Consider the following 21,324-nt stretch of genomic DNA (forward strand, 5'->3'; position numbering starts at 1 on the left):
TTTCCTGTCGCTTCACCTGCCCTCGTACCCGCCGGTCACTGATCACACTGGTGGATCCCGTACCCGAGGCAGCGAGGACTCCACCCATGCACCACGGCTCCCGGATCACCGCCGTCGGCCACTACCAGCCCGCCGGAATCCTCACCAACGAGGACCTGGCGGGCATGGTCGACACCAGCGACGAGTGGATCAGGAGCCGTGTCGGCATCGTCTCCCGCCGCATCGCCGGACCGGACGAGCCGGTCGACGAGCTGGCCGGCCACGCCGCCGCCAAGGCCCTCGCGGCGGCCGGGGCGACCCCCGCCGACGTGGACATGGTCGTGGTCGCCACCTCCACCGCGATCGACCGCTCCCCGAACACCGCCGCCCGCGTCGCCGCCCGCCTCGGCATCCCCGGCCCCGCCGCGCTGGACCTCAACGTCGTGTGCGCGGGCTTCACCCACGCCCTGGCCACCGCCGACCACGCCGTACGGGCCGGTTCGTCGAGCCGGGCCCTGGTCATCGGCGCCGACAAGATGTCCGAGGTGACCGACTGGTCCGACCGCACCACCTGCGTGCTGGTCGGCGACGGGGCGGGGGCGGCCGTCGTGGAGGCCTGCGCCCCGGGCGAGGAGGCCGGGATCGGGCCCGTGCTGTGGGGGTCGGTGCCCGAGATGGGCAACGCGGTGCGCATCGAGGGCACCCCGCCGAGGTTCGCGCAGGAGGGCCAGAGCGTCTACCGCTGGGCGACCACGAAGCTGCCCGCCATCGCCCGCCGGGCCTGCGAGCGGTCCGGACTCACCCCCGCCGACCTCGCCGCGGTCGTCCTGCACCAGGCCAACCTGCGCATCATCGAACCCCTCGCAGCCAAGATCGGCGCCGTCAACGCGGTCGTCGCCCGGGACGTCGTGGAGTCCGGAAACACGTCGGCGGCGAGCATCCCGCTCGCCCTGTCCAAGCTGGTGGAGCGGGGCGAGATCACCACCGGCGACCCGGTGCTCCTCTTCGGCTTCGGCGGCAACCTCTCCTACGCCGGGCAGGTCGTGCGCTGCCCCTGAACGCCCGTGCCCGGCCGGGTTGTGACGTACCCCACCCCGGTCCGTCGGCCGCCCGCGCCGTAGACTGTAGACGAAAGACAATTCATGCTCGGGGTACCCGGCGTACCTGTCGTACTCGGCGTGCCCGTCGTTATCCGGCCTGCCCGCCGTGTCCGTGCGTCCGGGTGCCGGCCGTGCTCGTTCCGCTCGTCGTACCTTTCCGAGGGGGGACCGATGTTGTCCGCAGGACTGCCGCAGGGCGCGGTGCCCAGACTCGAACGCCCCGGTCCGCTGCGCGACCGGGTCTACGAGGCGCTGCTCGAACTCATCACCACCCGGGCCCTCCGGCCCGGCCAGCACCTCGTCGAGAGCGAACTCGCCGGTCATCTCGGTGTGTCGCGGCAGCCCGTGCGGGAGGCCCTGCAGCGGCTCAACACCGAGGGCTGGGTGGATCTGCGCCCCGCCCAGGGAGCGTTCGTCCACGAGCCGACGGAGGAGGAGGCCGACCAGCTGCTCACCGTCCGTACGCTGCTGGAGGCCGAGGCCGCCCGGCTCGCCGCCGCCAACGCCTCGAGCGCGGGCGTGGCCGCCCTGGAGGCGCTGTGCGAGGAGGGGGAGCGGGCCGTCGCCGCGGACGACGTGGACGCCGCCGTCGCCGCCAACGCCCGCTTCCACGCGAAGATCATGGAGCTGGCGGGCAACGCCGTACTCGCCGAACTCGCCGCACAGGTCGACCGCCGGGTCCGCTGGTACTACACGCCCGTCGCCCGGCAGCGGGGCCGGCAGTCCTGGATCGAGCACCGCCGGCTGATCGCCGCCGTCACCGACCGGGACGAGCAGCGGGCGACACGGCTGATGCGCGAGCACACCGAGCACACCCGGCGTTCGTACCACGCGCGCGCCGAGTCGGACGGCTCGTAGCGGACCCGGTTCGTAGCGGAAACGCGAGGTCAGAAGCGGTGCGGAGGCCGCCCGGCGGGAGAGCCGGGCGGCCCTTTCGCGTCCTGGGGCCGGCGACGCACCGGCCGGCGGACGGAGGCGGGCCGCACGTCTTTGTCCACTCAGTGGAGAAAGTTCGCAGCAATTCGTGCGTGACTTCTTCCCACACCGGGCGGCCACTGCTACGTTCCCTCCGAAAGCAAGCCAAGGAACGTGGCCGGAAACCGGCACACTCAAGGCCGATTGAGGCGGGGAGGGGTTCGTGAGACGCATGACCGCACGACCCGCCAACACCCACCAGGCGCGACTGCTCCAGCTGTTGCGCGACTCGGGACCCAACTCCCGTGCCCAGCTCGGCGACCAGGTCGACCTCTCCCGGTCGAAGCTGGCCGTCGAGGTGGACCGGCTGCTGGAGACCGGGCTGGTCGTGGCCGACGGGCTCGCCGCCTCGCGCGGCGGGCGGCGCAGCCACAACGTCCGGCTCAATCCCGAACTGCGCTTCCTCGGCGTCGACATCGGCGCGACCTCGGTCGACGTCGCCGTCACCAACGCCGAGCTGGAGATCCTCGGGCACATCAACCAGCCCATGGACGTACGCGAGGGACCGGTCGCGGTCTTCGAGCAAGTCCTGTCCATGGCCGCCAAGTTGCGGGCCTCGGGGCTCGCGGAGGGCTTCGACGGCGCCGGCATCGGCGTCCCGGGACCGGTCCGCTTCCCCGAGGGTGTGCCGGTGGCACCGCCGATCATGCCGGGCTGGGACGGCTTCCCCGTGCGGGAGGCGCTCAGCCAGGAACTCGGCTGCCCGGTCATGGTCGACAACGACGTGAACCTGATGGCGCTGGGGGAGCAGCACGCGGGCGTCGCCCGCACCGTGCACGACTTCCTCGTCGTCAAGATCGGTACCGGCATCGGCTGCGGCATCGTCGTCGGCGGTGAGGTCTACCGCGGTACGACGGGCAGCGCGGGCGACATCGGGCACATCCAGGCCGTGCCCGACGGACGCCCGTGCGCCTGCGGCAACCGGGGCTGCCTGGAGGCGCACTTCAGCGGCGCGGCCCTGGCCCGCGACGCCACCGAGGCCGCCCAGCAGGGACGCTCGGCCGAACTCGCGGGCCGGCTGGAGGCGAACGGGGGCCTCAGTGCCGCCGACGTCGCCGCCGCGGCCGCCGCGGGCGACGCCACCGCGCTCGACCTGATCCGGGAGGGCGGCCGGAGCACCGGCCAGGTCATCGCCGGACTGGTCAGCTTCTTCAACCCGGGCCTGGTGGTGATCGGCGGCGGGGTGACCGGCCTCGGCCACAACCTGCTCGCCGCGATCCGCACCCAGGTCTACCGCCAGTCGCTGCCGCTGGCGACCGGCAACCTGCCCATCGTCCTGGGCGAGCTGGGACCCACCGCCGGAGTCATCGGCGGAGCCCGGCTGATCAGCGACCACCTGTTCTCACCCGCGTAGGCACCCTTCGCCTCCACGGGCATCACAGCGACACCCGGCACAGCGCTCTACCCCGACATGCCCTGTTCCGTACGGCTCCGTTCCGCACAGTCCTGCCCCGCTCCGCCCCGACCCTGCCCTGCTCTGCCCTGACACCGGCCCGCATGCCCGCCGAGGGGACCTCACATGGCACCAGAACCACCGCTGCTCAGCATGTCCGGCATCACCAAGTCCTTCCCGGGAGTCCGGGCCCTGGACGGCGTCGACCTCGACGTCCAGGCCGGCGAGGTGCACTGCCTGCTCGGCCAGAACGGCGCCGGCAAGTCCACCCTCATCAAGGTGCTGGCCGGCGCCCACCAGCCCGACACCGGCACCATCCGGTGGCGCGGCGAGGAGGTCACGCTCCGCTCGCCCATCGCGGCCATGCGCTTGGGCATCGCCACCATCTACCAGGAACTCGACCTGGTGGAACACATGTCGGTCGCCGAGAACGTCCACCTGGGACACGAGCCGACCGCCGGCGGCTTCGTCGTCCGGGGCAGGACCGCCAAGGAGTCGACGGCCCGGCTGCTCAAGCGGCTCGGGCACCCCGAGGTCGACCCCGGACGGCTGGTCGGGGAGCTGTCGGCGGCCCAGCAGCAGATCGTGTCCATGGCCCGGGCGCTCTCGCACGACGTACGGCTCATCGTGATGGACGAGCCGTCCGCCGCGCTCGACCCGGACGAGGTCGACAACCTGTTCCGCATCGTCGCCGACCTCACCGCCGACGGCGTCGCCGTCGTCTACATCTCGCACCGCCTGGAGGAGATCCGCCGCATCGGCGACCGGGTCACCGTCCTCAAGGACGGCCGGGCCGTCGCCGGCGGACTGCCCGCCGAGTCGACGCCCACCCGCGACGTGGTGGCGCTGATGACCGGACGCAACGTCGAGTACGTCTTTCCCCAGCGTCCGGCCGCGCCGCCCGCCGGCGAACCCGTGCTGAGCGTCAAGGGCCTGTCCCGGCAGGGCGAGTTCCACTCCCTCGACCTGGAGGTCCGCCCCGGGGAGATCGTCGGCCTCGCCGGTCTCGTCGGCTCCGGCCGCTCCGAGATCCTGGAGACCGTCTACGGCGCCCGCAGGGCGAGCACCGGCCAGGTCTTCGTCGAGGGACGCCCGCTCAGGCCGGGCAGCGTCCGCGCCGCCGTCCGCGCCGGGCTCGGACTCGCCCCCGAGGAGCGCAAGGCGCAGGCCCTGCTGATGCTGGAGTCCGTCACCCGCAACGTGTCGGTCTCCGCCATGTCCCGCTTCTCGCGCGGCGGCTGGCTCGACCGCGGCGCCGAACGGGAGGCGGCGCACGCGGCGACCCGAGAGCTGTCCCTGCGCCCCGACAACCCCTCCGTGCCCGTGCGCACCCTGTCCGGCGGCAACCAGCAGAAGGCGGTCCTCGCCCGCTGGCTGCTGCGCGGCTGCAAGGTCCTGCTCCTCGACGAACCCACCCGCGGCGTCGACGTCGGCGCCCGCGCCGAGCTGTACGCGGTCATCCGCCGCCTCGCCGACGAGGGGCTGGCCGTGCTGCTGGTCTCCAGCGAGGTGCCCGAGGTGCTCGGCCTCGCCGACCGCGTGCTGGTGCTGCGCGAGGGCCGCGTCGTGCACGAGGCCCCCGCCCGCGAACTCGACGAACACCGCGTACTCGACCTCGTGATGGAAGGAAGCCCGGCGTCATGACGCAGCACGTGTCCCCGCCCCGGGACGGCACCGGCAAGGCGGCACCGGTGGACGGTCCGCCGGCCTGGCGGGTCCAGTTGGGCCGCGCCGACGTCCGCACCCTCACCCTGCTCGGCGTGCTCGCCGTCCTGGTCCTCATCGGCGGCATCACCCAGCCCGACTCGTTCCTCGACACCCGCAACCTCCAGCTGGTGCTCACCCAGGCGTCCGTGATCGGCGTCGTCACCGTCGGCATGACCTTCGTGATCATCTCCGGGGGCATCGACCTGTCCGTGGGCGCGATCGTCGCCCTGGCATCGGTGTGGGCGACCACCGTCGCCACCCAGGAGTTCGGATTCGTCGGCATCCTCTTCACCGCCGTCGTGGTGGGAGTGGGCTGCGGACTGGTCAACGGGGTGCTCATCGCCTTCGGCCAGATGGTGCCCTTCATCGCCACCCTCGCCATGCTGGCCTCGGCCCGCGGCCTCGCGCTCCAGATCACCGACGGCCGCACCCAGGTCGTCACCGTGCCCAGCGTCCTGGACCTCGGCGAACGCGACTCCTACATCCTCGGCATCCCGCCGCTGGTCCTGGTCTTCGCGGCCGTCACCGTCATCGGCTGGCTGGTGCTGAACCGGACCACCTTCGGACGCCGCACCGTCGCCGTGGGCGGCAACGCGGAGGCCGCCCGGCTGGCCGGCATCGACGTCCGCCGCCAGCGGCTCTACCTCTACCTGCTGTCCGGGCTGTGCTGCGGCATCGCGGCCTTCCTGCTGATCGTCCTGGCCGGCTCCGGCCAGAACACCAACGGCAACCTCTACGAACTCGACGCCATCGCCGCCGCGATCATCGGCGGCACTTTGCTCAGCGGCGGCCGGGGCACCATCGTCGGCTCCGTGCTCGGCGTCCTGATCTTCACCACCATCACCAACATCTTCGCCCTGAACAACCTGCAGACCGACGTGCAGCAGATCGCCAAGGGCGCGATCATCGTCGCCGCCGTGCTGGTCCAGCGCCGTACCGCAAGCACGCACTGAGGAAAGGGTCCACCTCCATGACGAACCTCCCGAGCCGCAGAGGACTGCTCTTCGGAGCGGCCGCCGTGTCCGCCGGTGCCGTCCTCACCGGGTGCACGAGCAACGACCCCGACGACGGCGGCGACAAGGCCGCGGACACCCAGCCGGCCGCCGACGACAAGCCCGGCAAGCCGGTCACCATCGGCTACGCCGGTCCGCAGGCCGACCACGGCTGGCTCAACGCCGTCAACGACCAGGCCCAGCAGCGCGCCGAGAAGTACTCGGACGTCACCCTGGAGGTCACCGAGGGCTCCAACGACACCGCCCAGCAGATCGGCCAGATCGAGACCCTCATCAACAAGAAGGTCGACGTCCTGGTCATCCTGCCCGCCGACGGCAAGGCCCTCACCCAGGTCGGTCTCAAGGCGATGCGCGCCGGCATCCCGGTCGTCAACCTCGACCGCATCTTCAACAGCCCGCAGGCCTACCGCTGCTGGGTCGGCGGCGACAACTACGGCATGGGCCTCAACGCCGCCCACTACATAGGCGAGAAGCTCAAGGACAAGCAGGGCGCCAAGGTCATCGAGCTGGCCGGCCTGGACAACCTGGAGCTGACCCAGCAGCGCACCAAGGGCTTCGACGACGGCCTGAAGAACTACCCGAACATCCAGAAGGTGGCCCGCCAGGCCGCCGAGTTCACCGTCGAGTCGGGCCAGGCCAAGATGGCCCAGCTGCTCCAGGCCCAGTCCCAGTTCGACGCCCTGTGGAACCACGACGACGACCAGGGCGTGGGCGCGCTGCGCGCCATCGAGCAGGCCGGACGCGACGACTTCCTGATGGTCGGCGGCGCCGGCGCGCTCTCCGCCTTCCAGGCCATCAAGGCGGACAGCGGGGTGCTGAAGGCGACCGTGCTCTACCCGCCGACCATGGCCGCCTCGGCGATCGACCTCGCCCGCGCCCTCGGCCAGGGCAAGGGGATCAGCGGCCTCGCCGAGTTCGAGATCCCCTCGACCGTCACCTGCTACTCGGCCGTCGTCGACAAGGAGAACGTCGACCAGTACATGCCCACGGGCTTCAAGTGAGGGCCGCCGCCCCGGAGCGGCCCGACCAGCCGACCGGGGCGGGGCCCACCCCCCACCGCGCACCACGACGAGGAGGACATCCGCATGGGACAGCCGCAGCAGCCCGAGGGGGCCGGGGAACAGGAACCGGCCACCGGAACCGGGACCGACAGCGGGACCGGAGCCGGGACCGGGGCGACGGGGGCGTCCGCCAACAGACCGCCGCTGCGCGTCGGCATGGTCGGTTACGCCTTCATGGGCGCCGCACACTCCCAGGGCTGGCGCACCGCCGGCCGGGTCTTCGACCTGCCCCTGAACCCGGTGCCGGCGGCCATCTGCGGCCGGGACGCCGACGCCGTCCGCACCGCGGCCGACCGGTACGGCTGGGCGAGCACCGAGACCGACTGGCGGACCCTGGTGGAACGGGACGACATCGACCTCGTCGACATCTGCACCCCCGGTGACAGCCACGCCGAGATCGCGCTGGCCGCGCTCGCCGCCGGCAAGCACGTCCTGTGCGAGAAGCCCCTGGCCAACACCGTCGCCGAGGCCGAGGCGATGACCCGGGCGGCCGAGGAGGCCGGCGCGCGGGGCCAGGTGGCCATGGTCGGCTTCAACTACCGCCGGGTGCCCGCGACCGCGCTGGCCCGGCGGATGGTGGCCCAGGGCCGCGTCGGACGGCTGCGGCACGTGCGGGTGACGTACCTCCAGGACTGGCTGGTGGACCCGAAGGCGCCGCTGACCTGGCGGCTGCGCAAGGAACTGGCCGGTTCGGGCGCCCTCGGCGACCTCGGCGCCCACATCGTCGACCTCGCCCAGTACCTGACGGGGGAGCGGATCGTGGGCGTCTCCGCCCTCACCGAGACCTTCGTGCGGGAGCGCCCGCTGCCCGAGGGCGCCGCCCAGGGCCTGTCGGCGGGCTCCGCGGACGGCACCACGGGCGAGGTCACCGTGGACGACGCCGCCGTGTTCACCGGCCGCCTGACCTCCGGCGCCCTGGCCTCCTTCGAGGCCACCCGGTACGCCACCGGCCGCAAGAACGCCCTGCGCATCGAACTCAACGGGGAGCGCGGCTCCCTCGCCTTCGACCTGGAGCGGCTCAACGAACTCGAGTACCACGACGGTACGGAGCCGGGGGAGCACGGCGGTTTCCGCCGCATCCTGGTCACCGAGCCCGAGCACCCCTACCTGGACGCCTGGTGGCCGCCGGGCCACGGCCTGGGCTACGAGCACACCTTCGTCCACCAGGCGCGCGACCTCGTCCACGCCGTCGCCGAGGGCCGCCGGCCCGAGCCGTCCTTCGCCGACGGCTTGCAGGTCCAGCGCGTGCTCGCGGCCGTGGAGGAGAGCGCCGAGAAGAACTCCGTCTACACCCCGATCGCACCACTCGCCCCCATCGCCCCCTGAGGAGGCCGGCAGCGACATGCCACGCAACTTCACTCTCTTCACCGGCCAGTGGGCGGACCTGCCGCTGGAGGAGGTCTGCCGACTCGCCCGCGACTTCGGTTACGACGGTCTGGAACTCGCCTGCTGGGGCGACCACTTCGAGGTGGACAAGGCCCTGACCGACCCCTCCTACGTGGACTCCCGCCACCAGCTGCTCGACAAGTACGGGCTGAAGTGCTGGGCGATCTCCAACCACCTCGTCGGCCAGGCCGTGTGCGACGCCATCATCGACGAGCGCCACGAAGCGATCCTGCCCGCCCGGATCTGGGGCGACGGCGACGCCGAGGGCGTACGGCAGCGGGCCGCGGCCGAGATCAAGGACACCGCGCGCGCCGCCGCTCGCTTCGGCGTCGACACCGTCATCGGCTTCACCGGATCGGCGATCTGGCATCTGGTCGCCATGTTCCCGCCCGCCCCGGAGTCCATGATCGAACGCGGTTACCAGGACTTCGCCGACCGCTGGAACCCGATCCTCGACGTCTTCGACGCCGAGGGCGTGCGCTTCGCCCACGAGGTCCACCCCAGCGAGATCGCCTACGACTACTGGACCACGCAGCGGGCCCTGGAGGCGGTGGACCACCGGCCGGCCTTCGGCCTCAACTTCGACCCCTCCCACTTCGTGTGGCAGGACCTCGACCCCGTCGGCTTCCTGTGGGACTTCCGCGACCGGATCTACCACGTCGACTGCAAGGAGGCCCGCAGGCGTCTCGACGGCCGCAACGGACGGCTCGGCTCCCACCTGCCGTGGGGCGACCCGCGCCGCGGCTGGGACTTCGTGTCGGCCGGCCACGGAGACGTGCCCTGGGAGGACGTCTTCCGGATGCTCCGCTCCATCGACTACCGGGGGCCGGTCTCCGTCGAGTGGGAGGACGCCGGCATGGACCGCCTCCAAGGCGCCCCCGAGGCCCTCACCCGGCTCAAGGCGTTCGACTTCGAGCCGCCGACGGCGTCCTTCGACGCCGCGTTCAACAGCTGATCCCACGCCTCCGCCCACGGGTCGGAACGGGGACCGGAGCATCCGCCGGTCCCCGGTCCGATCTGCCCGGATCCCGCTTTGTCCTGGGATAGGAAGAAGTTCAACTATTCCTGACCCAAGGGGTGTTGGCCCCGGACGAACAGGGTTACCGTCCCTGAAGTGTTCAGGACGCACACGCCTCCGGGGTGACGGCGCACCCCGGCGCCCGCACCGCACCTCTCCTCAACGCACGCACCGCACGACTCCGCACCATCCCGTACGGCCCATTCCGTTCCCGGAGGGACTTCGTGCACAGAAGCAGACTCAAAGGCACCCACACCACGAGGCGTCCCCGACTTCGCACCGCCCTCGCGCTGGTCACCGGCCTGATGCTGGCCGTGGGCACCCCGGCCACCGTCGCCGTGGCCCAGCCGGCGGCCGACGAGCCGGCCGCCGCCGAGGGACAGTTCCAGCAGGTACCGCTCGCCAAGGGCGAACCCGAGATGGGCGAGCCGATGTCGCTCGCCGTGCTCCCGGACCGCAGCGTCCTGCACACCTCGCGCGACGGCACCCTGCGCATCACCGACCAGGGCGGCGTCACCAAGGTGGCCGGCAAGCTCGACGTCTACAGCCACGACGAGGAGGGCCTGCAGGGCGTCGGCGTCGACCCGGACTTCGAGAACAACCGGGCGATCTACCTGTACTACGCCCCGCCGCTCGACACCCCCGCGGGCGACGCCCCGGAGACCGGCACCGCCGAGGACTTCAAGAAGTTCGACGGCGTCAACCGCCTGTCCCGCTTCGTCCTCAACCCCAACGGCACGCTGGACACGGCCAGCGAGAAGAAGGTCATCGACGTCGCGGCCTCCCGCGGCACCTGCTGCCACGTCGGCGGCGACATCGACTTCGACGCCGAGGGCAACCTCTACCTGTCCACCGGCGACGACACCAACCCCTTCGCCTCCGACGGCTACACGCCGATCGACGAGCGGGCCGACCGCAACCCGGCCTTCGACGCCCGCCGCAGCTCCGGCAACACCAACGACCTGCGCGGCAAGATCCTGCGCATCAAGGTCGCCGAGGACGGCTCGTACACCGTCCCGGAGGGCAACCTCTTCCCGCCGGGCACCGAGAAGACCCGTCCCGAGATCTACGCGATGGGCTTCCGCAACCCGTTCCGCATGAGCGTCGACGACAAGACCGGCACGATCTACGTCGGCGACTACGGACCCGACGCCGGCTCCGCCGACCCGAACCGGGGCCCCGCCGGCCAGGTCGAGTTCGCCAAGGTCACCGAGCCCGCCAACTTCGGCTGGCCGTTCTGCACCGGCGCCAACGACGCCTACGTCGACTACGACTTCGCCACCAAGACCTCCGGCGAGAAGTTCGACTGCGCCGCCCCGAAGAACACCTCGCGGCACAACACCGGCCTGGTCGACCTGCCGCCCGCCCAGCCCGCCTGGATCCCGTACGACGGCGGCAGCGTGCCCGAGTTCGGCAGCGGCTCCGAGTCCCCGATGGCCGGCCCGGTCTACCGCTACGACCCCGAGCTGGACTCCTCGGTGAAGTTCCCGGAGGAGTTCGACGGCGACTTCTTCGCGGGTGAGTTCGGCCGCCGCTGGATCAAGCGGATCGAGCAGAACGCCGACGGCACCGTCGCGAAGATCAACGACTTCCCGTGGACCGGCACCCAGATCATGGACATGGAGTTCGGCCCCGACGGCGCGCTCTACGTCCTCGACTACGGCGTCTCCTGGTTCCAGGGCGACGAGAACTCCGCGCTGTACCGGATCGAGAACGCCGAGGACGGCTTCTCACCGATCGCCGAGGGCAGCGCCGACAAGACGTCCGGCGCGGCCGGCCTGAAGGTGCAGTTCACCGCCTCCGCCAAGGACGCCGACTCCCCGGACCTCACCTACAGCTGGGACTTCGGCGACGGCACCAAGGGCGAGGGTCTGAACCCCACCCACAAGTACAAGAAGGTCGGCACCTACACCGCCACCTTCACCGCGAAGGACCCCGAGGGCAACACCGGCAACGCCAGCGTCCGCATCGTCGTCGGCAACACCGAGCCCAAGGTGCAGATCGAGGTCCCGGGCAACGGCACCCTGCTGCCCATGGGGGAGCCCGTCCCCTTCAAGGTGAAGGTCACCGACCCCGAGGAGACGATCGACTGCTCCAAGGTCAAGGTCGCCTACAGCCTCGGCCATGACTCCCACGCCCACGAGCTGACCAGCGAGATGGGCTGTGAGGGCACCCTCAACCCGCCGCCCGGCGACGGCGGTCACGACCCCAACGCCAACATCTACGGCGTCGTCGGCGCCAGCTACACCGACGGCGGCGCCAACGGCCAGGAGGCCCTGACCGGCACCGCGCGCACCGTCATCCAGCCGCCGCACCGCCAGGCCGAGCACTTCGGCACCCAGCAGGGCGTGTCCGTCATCGACAAGACCGGCGCCAACGGCGGCAAGACCGTCGGCGACATCCACGACGGCGACTGGATCTCCTTCAGCCCCTACAAGTTCGACGGGCAGAAGAAGCTGACCGTCCGGGCCTCCTCCGGCGGCGCCGGCGGCTTCGTCGAGCTGCGCACCGGCTCGCCCACCGGCCCGCTGCACGGTTCGGCGTACATCCCGCCGACCGGCGGCTGGGAGACGTTCCAGAACGTCGACGTGCCGCTGCGCTCCCTGCCGAAGCGCACCACGGAGATCTACCTGGTCTTCCGGGGCGGCGACGGCGCGCTGTACGACGTGGACGACTTCGAGTTCTCCAAGGAGCCGTTCACGAAGGGCAAGAAGGTCCTGGTCTTCTCCAAGACGGCCGGCTTCCGCCACGACTCCATCCCGGAGGGCATCGCCGCGCTGAAGGAGCTGGGCGCCCCGGCCGGCATCTCGGTCACGGCCACCGAGGAGGCCCGCCAGTTCACCACGGCCAACCTGGCCAAGTACGACGCGGTCGCCTTCCTGTCCACCACCGGTGACGTCCTGAACACCGACCAGCAGAAGGCGTTCGAGAACTACGTCAAGAACGGCGGCGGCTACATGGGCATCCACGCCGCCGCCGACACCGAGTACGACTGGGAGTTCTACGGCGGCCTCGTCGGCGCCTACTTCGACTCGCACCCGGCCATCCAGAAGGCCACCGTGCGCGTCCACGACCACGACCACCCGTCCACCGCGCACCTCGGCGACACCTGGGAGCGCACCGACGAGTGGTACAACTACCGCACCAACCCGCGTGAGCAGGCCAAGGTCCTCGCCACCCTCGACGAGACCACCTACCAGGGCGGGAACATGAAGGGCGACCACCCGATCGCCTGGTGCCAGAGCTACGGCGGCGGCCGCTCCTTCTACACCGGCGGCGGCCACACCAAGGAGTCCTACGCGGACGAGGCGTTCCGCGCCCATCTGCTCGGCGGCATGCAGTACGCCACCGGCCAGGTCAAGGCGGACTGCAAGCCGACCAAGGGCTACCGGGACATCTTCAACGGCCAGACCCTGGACGGCTGGAAGCAGGCCGGCCCCGGCAAGTTCACCGTCAAGGACGGCACCATGGAGTCCGAAGGCGGCATGGGCCTGCTCTGGTACCAGGCCAAGGAGCTGAAGTCGTACTCCCTCAAGCTCGACTGGAAGATGCGGGGCGACGACAACTCCGGAGTCTTCGTGGGCTTCCCCGCCTCCGACGACCCCTGGTCCGCCGTGAACAAGGGCTACGAGATCCAGATCGACGCCACGGACGCGCCCGACCGCACCACGGGCTCCGTCTACTCCTTCAAGTCGGCGAACATCAAGGCCCGTGACCAGGTCCTGCGGCCGCCCGGCCAGTGGAACTCCTACGAGATCAAGGTCCAGGGCGAACGCCTCCAGGTGTTCCTCAACGGAGTCAAGATCAACGACTTCACCAACAAGGACCCCCAGCGGAGCCTGACCGACGGCTACATCGGCCTGCAGAACCACGGCGCCGACGACCAGGTCTCCTTCCGCAACATCCAGCTGAAGGAACTGCCCTCCTAGGGCGAACGCCCTCCGGGAGGACCCGCCGCCCCACCCGGGGCGGCACCGCCCTCCGGGGCAACCGGAACGGCGGCGGGCGGAGGACGCCGGACCTCCGCCCGCCGTCCCGCCGGGGCCGACGCGCCCCGGCACCCCGCTCGTCCCCTTCCGGCGCTCGCACCAGGTTCGCGTACGACAAGGAGGCTGCCCATGTCCGCCGAACCGTCCCGTCCCACCCCCTCCACCGCCCCCCGATTCGGCGTCTGGCTCATCGGGGCACGCGGCTCCGTGGCCACGACCGCGATCGCCGGCTGCGCCGCCGTCGCCGGCGGACTCCATCCGCCGACCGGCATGATCACCGAGACTCCCGACTTCGCCTCCTGCGGACTGCCCCCGCTGTCGTCCCTCGTCTTCGGCGGCCACGACACCGTCGACTGCCCGCTGCCCAAGCGCGCCGAGCACCTCGCCGCCGGCGGCGTGCTGCCGCACGGGCTGCCGTCCGCCGTGCACGCCGAACTCGTCGCCGCCGACCGCGAGATACGTCCCGGCGGGCCGCTGCCCGGGGACACCGACGGCGGACCGGACCGCACCGACGACGCGTGGATCGACGCGTTCGCCGCCGACATCCGCGACTTCGTGCGCCGCCAGGACCTCGCGGGCGCCGTCGTGGTGAACGTCGCCTCCACCGAGCCCGCACCCGCCGACGGCTCCCTGCCGCCCAGCTCCCTGTACGCCGCGGCGGCCCTGCGGGCCGGTTGCGCCTACGTCAACTTCACCCCGTCCACCGGCCTGCACCACCCGGCGCTGACCGCGCTCGCCGCCTCGGCCGGCGTGCCGTACGCGGGCCGTGACGGGAAGACCGGGCAGACCCTGCTGCGTTCGGTGCTGGGGCCGATGTTCGCCCAGCGGGCGCTGGCGGTGCGGGCCTGGTCGGGCACGAACCTGCTGGGCGGCGGGGACGGCGCCGCCCTCGCCGACCCCGCGGCGGCCGCCGCGAAGAACGCCGGCAAGGAACGCGTCCTCGCCGACACCCTGGGTGCCGCGCCCGAGGGCGAGGTGCACATCGACGACGTGCCCGCCCTCGGGGACTGGAAGACCGCGTGGGACCACATCGCGTTCGGCGGCTTCCTCGGCGCCCGCATGGTCCTGCAGACCACCTGGCAGGGGTGCGACTCGGCCCTCGCCGCGCCGCTCGTCCTCGACCTGGCCCGCCTGGCCGCCCGCGCCCAGCAGCGGGGCCTGACCGGGCCGCTGGTCGAACTCGGCTTCTACTTCAAGGACCCGGTCGGCGACGGCCCGGCGTCCCTGGGCGAACAGTACGCGGAGCTGAAACGCTTCGCCGGTCGGCTGCGGGACGGCAGCGGTGACACCGGTGACCCCGGTGACACCGGCGTCCGGGCGGACGGCGGAACCGGGGGTGGTGCCGCCGGGAGCGAGGCGTACGGGACCGCGCCCGGTGACCGCGCGGCCGAGGATCGAGGGCCCGGTGACGGCGCGGCCGGTGACCGCGCGGCCGATGGGCCACGGCACGGTGCCGGCGACAGCGGGGGGCGGCGGTGAGCCGCACGGCGCCCGCGGCGCGGGCCGGGTCCGCGGCGGACCCGGCCGTGCCCGGGCAGCACGCACCGTCCCTGGCCGGCGCCCCGGCGGCCTCCTCCGACGCCGCCGCCCGTCCTTCCGTCCCCCGGTCCGGACACGCCGCCGCCTGGGCGGAACTGCTGCGCCTGCCCGCGCTGTTCACCGTTCCCGGTGACGCCCTGGCCGGTGCGGCGGCGGCCGGCGCCCGCCCCGGCCGCCGCACCCTGCTCGCCATCGGCTCCTCCCTGTGCCTGTACGAGGCGGGCATGGCCCTGAACGACTGGGCGGACCGTGCCGAGGACGCCGTGGAACGCCCCCACCGTCCCCTTCCGTCCGGCCGTGTCCGTCCGGCGGCCGCCCTCACCGCGGCCGGCGTCCTCACCGGCGCCGGCCTGGCGCTGGCCGCCGGAGCGGGGCGCCCCGCCCTGGCGGTCGCCGCGCCCCTGGCGGCAACCGTCTGGGCTTACGACCTCGGTCTGAAGCACACCCCCGCCGGGCCGGTGGCGATGGCCGCCGCGCGCGGTCTGGACCTGCTCCTGGGCGCGGCCGCCACCGGCGGCGGCACCCGCGCCGCACTGCCCTCCGCCGCGCTGCTGGGCAGTCACACCCTCGCGGTCACGGCCGTGTCCCGGCGGGAGACCACCGGCGGCTCGGGCCTGGCCCCGCTGGCGGCCCTGGCGACCACCGGGGTGCTGACCCGGCTGGTCGCCGACGGCCGCATCCGACTCCCGGCAGGCCGGCGGGCAGCAGCCGCCCCCGGCCTGTCGGGCTCCACTCCGCCTACCCGGCCGACCGGGGCCAACGGCGCCCTCACCACCGCCCTGGCCGCCGCCTACGCCGCGACGGCCGCCCGCCCCTACGTCCACGCCGCGCTCAACCCCTCACCCCCGCTCACCCAGCGCGCCGTCGGCGGCGGCATCCGGGCCACCGTCCCGCTCCAGGCCGCACTGGCCGCACGCGCCGGCGCCCCCGTCGCGTCCCTGCTGGTCGCCGCCCTGGCCCCGGCGGGCCGGATGTTCGCCAGGAGGGCCGCCATGAGGAAGGTGAGCATCACATGAGCCCACAGTCCCCGCCGGCACGGCACGAGCAGACGGCACCGAGCACGCCGACGGCCCGGGACGGGGCCCCCGCGTCCCCCCTCCGTTTCGGTTACGGCACGAACGGGCTCGCCGACCTCCGTCTCGACGACGCCCTCGGCCTCCTCGCCGACCTCGGCTACGACGGCGTCGGTCTGACCCTCGACCACATGCACCTCGACCCGCTCGCCCCCGAGCTGGCCGCCCGCACCCGCCGTCTGGCGCACCGGCTGGACGCGCTCGGCCTCGGCGTCACCGTGGAGACCGGCGCCCGCTATGTGCTCGACCCGCGCCGCAAGCACGGACCCTCGCTTCTCGATCCGGACCCCGGCGACCGTGCCCGTCGCACGGACCTGCTGCTGCGGGCCGTACGCGTCGCCGCCGACCTCGGCGCGCACGCCGTGCACTGCTTCAGCGGCATCACCCCGCCGGGGACGGACGAGGAGACGGCCTGGAAGCGACTGGCGGAATCCCTCGCCCCCGTCCTGGAAGCCGCCGCCGGCTCCGGAGTACCGCTCGCGGTGGAACCCGAACCGGGACACCTCCTGGCCGACCTCGACGGCTTCCACCGGCTGCGGCACACCCTCGGCGACCCCGAGCACCTCGGTCTCACCCTCGACATCGGGCACTGCCAGTGCCTGGAGCCCCTGCCGCCCGCCGACTGCGTACGGGCCGCCGCGCCCTGGCTGCGGCACGTGCAGATCGAGGACATGCGGCGCGGCGTCCACGAACACCTGCCCTTCGGGGACGGCGAGATCGACTTCCCGCCCGTACTCGACGCCCTCGCCGCCACCGGCTACCAGGGCCTGACCGTCGTCGAACTGCCCCGGCACTCCCACGCGGGCCCCCACTTCGCCGAACGCTCCCTCCCGTTCCTCCGCCGGGCCGCGACGGCGACCTCCCGCACCACCCGCTCGGGCGAGCCCTCCGACACCCCAGGAAGGGAGCCACACCCATGACGCAGCTCCACGCGGCCCACGTCCCGCCCGCCGACCTGCGCGCCGCCCTCAGCGCGGAACTCGGGGGAGCCGCCCGGTCCTGGCTGGACCAGGCCCTGGACGAGGCGGCGGCCCACCCCGGCACCCACGGCCCCATCTCGGTGTGGGAGCTGCGACTGGCCGAGGCCGGCCGCCGCTGCGGCCCCGCCCACGCCGACGCCGCGCGCGTCCTCGTCCTGCACGCGGCCCGGGCCGGCACCGACGCCCTGACCAGGGTCTACTCCCAGGGCACCGCGGACGAACGCCGTGCCGTCCTGCACGCGCTGCCCCACCTCGTCCCCGGCCCCGACGCCGTCCCGCTCGTCGAGGACGCCCTGCGCACCAACGACACCCGGCTGGTCGCCGCCGCCCTCGGCCCCTACGCGGCCCGGCACCTGGACGCCCACCAGTGGCGGCACGCCGTGCTCAAGTGCCTGTTCACCGGCGTTCCGGTCGACAGCGTGGCGGACCTCGACCGTCGAGCCGCCGGCGACACGGAACTCGCCCGCATGCTCGCCGACTACGCGGCCGAACGCACCGCCGCCGGCCGTCCCGTTCCCGAAGACCTCCACCGCGTCCTGGCCCTGACCGAGTCGGAGCCTCCCGCTCCCGGCCCGGCCGACCCCCACGGCAAGGAGTCCTGATGCGCATCTTCGACCCCCACATCCACATGACGTCCCGGACCACCGACGACTACGAGGCCATGTATGCCGCGGGTGTCCGTGCCGTGGTCGAGCCCGCCTTCTGGCTGGGGCAGCCCCGCACTTCTCCGGCTTCCTTCTGTGACTACTTCGACGCGTTGCTGGGCTGGGAGCCGTTCCGTGCGGCGCAGTACGGGATCGCCCATCACTGCACGATCGCGTTGAACCCGAAGGAGGCGAACGACCCGCGCTGCACGCCGGTGCTGGCCGAGCTGCCGCGCTATCTGGCCAAGGACCGGGTGGTGGCGGTGGGGGAGATCGGCTACGACTCGATGACTCCCGCCGAGGACACCGCGCTGGCCGCCCAGTTGCAGCTCGCCGCCGACCACGGCCTGCCGGCGCTGGTGCACACCCCGCACCGGGACAAGCTCGCCGGGCTGCGCCGCACGCTGGACGTGGTGCGCGAGTCCGCGCTGCCCACGGACCGGGTGCTGGTCGACCACCTCAACGAGACCACGGTCAAGGAGGCCAAGGACAGCGGTGCCTGGCTGGGGTTCTCCGTCTATCCGGACACCAAGATGGACGAGGCCCGCATGGTCGCTCTGCTGCGTGAGTACGGCCCGGAGAAGGTGCTGGTGAACTCGGCCGCGGACTGGGGCAGGAGCGACCCGCTCAAGACCCGCAAGGTCGGTGACCTGATGCTCGAGGAGGGCTTCGGCGAGGACGACGTGGACCGGGTGCTGTGGCGCAACCCCGTCGCCTTCTACGGCCTCAGCGGACGACTGAGCCTGGACGTCGCCTCGCCGGACGCCACGCACGAGGGCAACTCCATCCTGCGCGGCGGTGAGTGAGCCATGCGCTTCCGGCACCCGGACGGTTCGACCGTCCATCTGGCCTACTGCACCAACGTCCATCCCGCCGAGACGCTGGACGGGGTCCTCGCCCAGCTCCGCGACCACTGCGAGCCGGTCCGGCGCCGTCTGGGGCGTGATCGTCTGGGGATCGGGCTGTGGCTGGCCAAGGACGCGGCTCATGCTCTGGTCACCGATCCTTCCGCGTTGCGGGGGCTGCGGGGCGAACTGGACCGGCGGGGTCTGGAGGTCGTCACCCTCAACGGCTTTCCCTACGAGGGCTTCGGCGCCGAAGAGGTCAAGTACCGCGTCTACAAGCCGGACTGGGCCGACCCGGAGCGTCTGGAGCACACCACGTCCCTGGCCCGTGTCCTCGCCGGACTCTTGCCCGACGACGTCACGGACGGCAGCATCTCCACCCTGCCGCTGGCCTGGCGCACCGCCTACGACGAGACCCGCGCCGACAAGGCCCGTAGCGCCCTGGTCACCCTCGCCGAACGCCTCGACGCCCTCCACGAGCTGACCGGCCGCTCCATCCGCATCGGCCTGGAGCCGGAGCCGGGCTGCGTCGTGGAGACCACGCATGATGCGATCGCCCCGCTGGGCGCGATCGGGCACGACCGGATCGGTATCTGTGTCGACACCTGTCACCTCGCCACCTCCTTCGAGGACCCGCACACCGCCCTGGACGCCCTGACCACGGCCCGCGTCCCCGTCGTCAAGTCCCAGCTCTCCGCCGCCCTGCACGCCGAACACCCTTCTCGCCCCGCAGTACGTGACGCCCTCGCGGCCTTCGCCGAGCCTCGTTTCCTGCACCAGACCCGCACCACCACTGCCACGGCCGGCCTGCGTGGCACGGATGACCTGGACGAGGCTCTGGCCGCCGGCGGTCCGCTGCCCGACACGGCGCCCTGGCGCGCGCACTTCCACGTCCCCCTGCACGCGGACCCGGCCGCGCCGCTCACCTCCACTCTCCCCGTGCTGAAGTCGGCTCTGTCCCGGCTGGTGGGCGGGGCGCGTCCGCTGACCCGGCATCTGGAGGTGGAGACCTACACCTGGCAGGCGTTGCCGGCCCAGTTGCGGCCCCGGGGCCGGGCCCAGCTCACCGACGGGATCGCCGCGGAGCTGATGCTCGCCCGTGACCTGCTGACCGACCTCGGCCTGAAGGAGCTGCCATGACCCCCACCACCACATCTTCCGGGGGGCCGGTCCCGCTGCTGGTCCTGGACGTCGTCGGCCTCACCCCCCGGCTCCTGGACCACATGCCCCACCTCAAACGGCTCGGCCAGTCCGGCTCCCGCGCCCCGCTGGGCACCGTCCTGCCCGCCGTCACCTGCGCCGCCCAGTCCACCTTCCTCACCGGGACCTACCCTGCCGAGCACGGCATCGTCGGCAACGGCTGGTACTTCCGCGAACTCGGCGACGTCCTGCTGTGGCGCCAGCACAACGGCCTGGTCACCGGCGACAAGCTCTGGGACGCCGCCCGCCGCGCCCACCCCGGCTACACCGTCGCCAACATCTGCTGGTGGTACGCCATGGGCGCCGACACCGACATCACCGTCACCCCCCGCCCCGTCTACTACGCCGACGGCCGCAAGGAACCCGACTGCTACACCCGCCCCGCCGCCCTGCACGACGAACTCACCGACAGACTCGGCACCTTCCCCCTCTTCCACTTCTGGGGACCGGGCGCGGACCTGGTCTCCAGCCAGTGGATCATCGACGCCACCCGCCACATCATGCATACGCGTCGCCCCGACCTCACCCTGTGCTACCTCCCTCACCTCGACTACGACCTCCAGCGCTACGGCCCCGACGACCCCCGCTCCCACAAAGCCGCCACCGACCTGGACACGGCCCTGGCCCCGCTCCTGGACGACGCCCACGCCCAGGGACGCACCGTCGTCGCCCTCTCCGAGTACGGCATCACCCCCGTCAGCCGGCCCGTCGACATCAACCGCGCCCTGCGCCGCGCCGGTCTGCTTGAGGTCCACACCCAGGACGGCATGGAATACCTCGACCCCATGGCCTCCCGCGCTTTCGCGGTCGCCGACCACCAGATCGCCCACGTCTACGTCCGCCGCCCCGAGGACCTGGACGCCACCCGCGCCGCCCTCGACGGTCTGCCCGGCATCGAGACGCTCCTGGACGACGAGGGCAAGAAGGCCCACCACCTCGACCATCCCCGCGCCGGTGAACTCGTCGCCGTCGCGGAACCGGACGCCTGGTTCACGTACTACTACTGGCTCGACGACGACCGCGCGCCCGACTTCGCGCAGCTGGTCGAGATCCACCGCAAACCCGGCTACGACCCGGTCGAGTTGTTCATGGACCCCCTCGACCCTTACGTGAAGGTCAAGGCGGCCACCGCCCTGGCGCGCAAGAAGCTCGGCATGCGCTACCGCATGGCGGTCGTGCCCCTGGACGCGTCACCTATTCGTGGCAGCCACGGCCGCCTCCCTGCGAGCGACGACGACGGTCCGCTCCTCATCTGCTCCACCCCCCGCGCTGTCGGCGACCGCGTCGCGGCCACCGACGTGAAACAACTCCTGCTCCGACTGGCCGGACTCGGCTGACGTACCACCCGGCAACGCCATCGAGATCCGACTACTGAGAGTGAAACACACGGCACTGACAACGGCCCGCCCCAGCCGCATCGGC

The 21,324-nt window shown here is 72.4% G+C and carries 16 protein-coding genes; all 16 read left to right on the plus strand.

The window, feature by feature from the left end; all coding sequences use genetic code 11:
- The first annotated feature begins 86 nt into the window (after positions 1–86).
- Positions 87–1,037, plus strand: a complete 951-nt coding sequence (locus ACFZP7_RS28600; protein WP_031017872.1) for a beta-ketoacyl-ACP synthase III — start codon at positions 87–89, stop codon at positions 1,035–1,037.
- Positions 1,038–1,250: 213 nt separating this feature from the next.
- The gene (locus ACFZP7_RS28605) at positions 1,251–1,937 is read left to right on the plus strand and encodes a GntR family transcriptional regulator (RefSeq protein ID WP_029394051.1); all 687 of its coding nucleotides are present in this window, start codon (positions 1,251–1,253) and stop codon (positions 1,935–1,937) included.
- Positions 1,938–2,226: 289 nt separating this feature from the next.
- Positions 2,227–3,408, plus strand: a complete 1,182-nt coding sequence (locus tag ACFZP7_RS28610) for an ROK family transcriptional regulator (RefSeq protein WP_031017868.1) — start codon at positions 2,227–2,229, stop codon at positions 3,406–3,408.
- A gap of 165 nt (positions 3,409–3,573) precedes the next feature.
- The gene (locus ACFZP7_RS28615; protein ID WP_385636631.1) at positions 3,574–5,091 is read left to right on the plus strand and encodes a sugar ABC transporter ATP-binding protein; all 1,518 of its coding nucleotides are present in this window, start codon (positions 3,574–3,576) and stop codon (positions 5,089–5,091) included.
- A complete protein-coding gene (locus ACFZP7_RS28620; protein ID WP_019328717.1) occupies positions 5,088–6,107 on the plus strand; it encodes an ABC transporter permease in 1,020 nt (339 codons plus the stop codon). The genes ACFZP7_RS28615 and ACFZP7_RS28620 overlap by 4 nt, the downstream gene beginning before the upstream one ends.
- Positions 6,108–6,124: 17 nt before the next feature.
- The gene (locus ACFZP7_RS28625; protein WP_031017864.1) at positions 6,125–7,168 is read left to right on the plus strand and encodes a substrate-binding domain-containing protein; all 1,044 of its coding nucleotides are present in this window, start codon (positions 6,125–6,127) and stop codon (positions 7,166–7,168) included.
- An 84-nt stretch (positions 7,169–7,252) separates the two neighbouring features.
- The gene (locus tag ACFZP7_RS28630; RefSeq protein ID WP_385636634.1) at positions 7,253–8,554 is read left to right on the plus strand and encodes a Gfo/Idh/MocA family protein; all 1,302 of its coding nucleotides are present in this window, start codon (positions 7,253–7,255) and stop codon (positions 8,552–8,554) included.
- A gap of 16 nt (positions 8,555–8,570) precedes the next feature.
- Entirely contained in the window at positions 8,571–9,569 is a 999-nt protein-coding gene (locus ACFZP7_RS28635; RefSeq protein ID WP_385636636.1) for a sugar phosphate isomerase/epimerase family protein, read from the plus strand.
- A gap of 287 nt (positions 9,570–9,856) precedes the next feature.
- The gene (locus tag ACFZP7_RS28640) at positions 9,857–13,561 is read left to right on the plus strand and encodes a ThuA domain-containing protein (protein WP_385636639.1); all 3,705 of its coding nucleotides are present in this window, start codon (positions 9,857–9,859) and stop codon (positions 13,559–13,561) included.
- 189 nt (positions 13,562–13,750) lie between these two features.
- A complete protein-coding gene (locus ACFZP7_RS28645; protein ID WP_385636642.1) occupies positions 13,751–15,100 on the plus strand; it encodes an inositol-3-phosphate synthase in 1,350 nt (449 codons plus the stop codon).
- On the plus strand, positions 15,097–16,176 hold the full coding sequence (locus ACFZP7_RS28650) for an SCO3242 family prenyltransferase (RefSeq protein WP_385636645.1): 1,080 nt from the start codon (positions 15,097–15,099) through the stop codon (positions 16,174–16,176). The genes ACFZP7_RS28645 and ACFZP7_RS28650 overlap by 4 nt, the downstream gene beginning before the upstream one ends.
- Positions 16,173–17,153 carry a sugar phosphate isomerase/epimerase gene (locus ACFZP7_RS28655; RefSeq protein ID WP_086875538.1) on the plus strand — a complete coding sequence of 327 codons (981 nt, stop codon included), beginning with the start codon at positions 16,173–16,175 and terminating at the stop codon, positions 17,151–17,153. The genes ACFZP7_RS28650 and ACFZP7_RS28655 overlap by 4 nt, the downstream gene beginning before the upstream one ends.
- Positions 17,150–17,815, plus strand: coding sequence for an EboA domain-containing protein (locus tag ACFZP7_RS28660; RefSeq protein ID WP_223780860.1), 666 nt, complete (start codon positions 17,150–17,152; stop codon positions 17,813–17,815). The genes ACFZP7_RS28655 and ACFZP7_RS28660 overlap by 4 nt, the downstream gene beginning before the upstream one ends.
- Positions 17,815–18,663, plus strand: a complete 849-nt coding sequence (locus tag ACFZP7_RS28665) for a TatD family hydrolase (RefSeq protein WP_385636650.1) — start codon at positions 17,815–17,817, stop codon at positions 18,661–18,663. Before ACFZP7_RS28660 ends, ACFZP7_RS28665 begins: the two co-directional genes overlap by 1 nt.
- A gap of 3 nt (positions 18,664–18,666) precedes the next feature.
- A complete protein-coding gene (gene eboE / locus ACFZP7_RS28670) occupies positions 18,667–19,842 on the plus strand; it encodes a metabolite traffic protein EboE (RefSeq protein WP_385636652.1) in 1,176 nt (391 codons plus the stop codon).
- Entirely contained in the window at positions 19,839–21,239 is a 1,401-nt protein-coding gene (locus tag ACFZP7_RS28675; RefSeq protein WP_385636655.1) for an alkaline phosphatase family protein, read from the plus strand. The genes eboE and ACFZP7_RS28675 overlap by 4 nt, the downstream gene beginning before the upstream one ends.
- The last annotated feature ends 85 nt before the right edge of the window (positions 21,240–21,324 follow it).

Origin of the sequence: Streptomyces sp. SudanB5_2050, assembly GCF_964272335.1 — a bacterium.
Taxonomy (GTDB): domain Bacteria; phylum Actinomycetota; class Actinomycetes; order Streptomycetales; family Streptomycetaceae; genus Streptomyces; species Streptomyces rochei.

Excerpts from the sequence above, each read along its gene's own strand:
- ACFZP7_RS28600 (WP_031017872.1), top strand. The coding sequence starts at position 87 with ATGCACCACGGCTCCCGGATCACCGCCGTCGGCCACTACCAGCCCGCC.
- ACFZP7_RS28605 (WP_029394051.1), top strand. The coding sequence starts at position 1,251 with ATGTTGTCCGCAGGACTGCCGCAGGGCGCGGTGCCCAGACTCGAACGC.
- ACFZP7_RS28635 (WP_385636636.1), top strand. The coding sequence starts at position 8,571 with ATGCCACGCAACTTCACTCTCTTCACCGGCCAGTGGGCGGACCTGCCG.
- ACFZP7_RS28655 (WP_086875538.1), top strand. The coding sequence starts at position 16,173 with ATGAGCCCACAGTCCCCGCCGGCACGGCACGAGCAGACGGCACCGAGC.
- ACFZP7_RS28660 (WP_223780860.1), top strand. The coding sequence starts at position 17,150 with ATGACGCAGCTCCACGCGGCCCACGTCCCGCCCGCCGACCTGCGCGCC.
- ACFZP7_RS28665 (WP_385636650.1), top strand. The coding sequence starts at position 17,815 with ATGCGCATCTTCGACCCCCACATCCACATGACGTCCCGGACCACCGAC.
- ACFZP7_RS28610 (WP_031017868.1), top strand. The coding sequence starts at position 2,227 with ATGACCGCACGACCCGCCAACACCCACCAGGCGCGACTGCTCCAGCTG.
- ACFZP7_RS28615 (WP_385636631.1), top strand. The coding sequence starts at position 3,574 with ATGGCACCAGAACCACCGCTGCTCAGCATGTCCGGCATCACCAAGTCC.
- ACFZP7_RS28620 (WP_019328717.1), top strand. The coding sequence starts at position 5,088 with ATGACGCAGCACGTGTCCCCGCCCCGGGACGGCACCGGCAAGGCGGCA.
- ACFZP7_RS28645 (WP_385636642.1), top strand. The coding sequence starts at position 13,751 with ATGTCCGCCGAACCGTCCCGTCCCACCCCCTCCACCGCCCCCCGATTC.
- eboE (WP_385636652.1), top strand. The coding sequence starts at position 18,667 with ATGCGCTTCCGGCACCCGGACGGTTCGACCGTCCATCTGGCCTACTGC.
- ACFZP7_RS28630 (WP_385636634.1), top strand. The coding sequence starts at position 7,253 with ATGGGACAGCCGCAGCAGCCCGAGGGGGCCGGGGAACAGGAACCGGCC.
- ACFZP7_RS28625 (WP_031017864.1), top strand. The coding sequence starts at position 6,125 with ATGACGAACCTCCCGAGCCGCAGAGGACTGCTCTTCGGAGCGGCCGCC.
- ACFZP7_RS28675 (WP_385636655.1), top strand. The coding sequence starts at position 19,839 with ATGACCCCCACCACCACATCTTCCGGGGGGCCGGTCCCGCTGCTGGTC.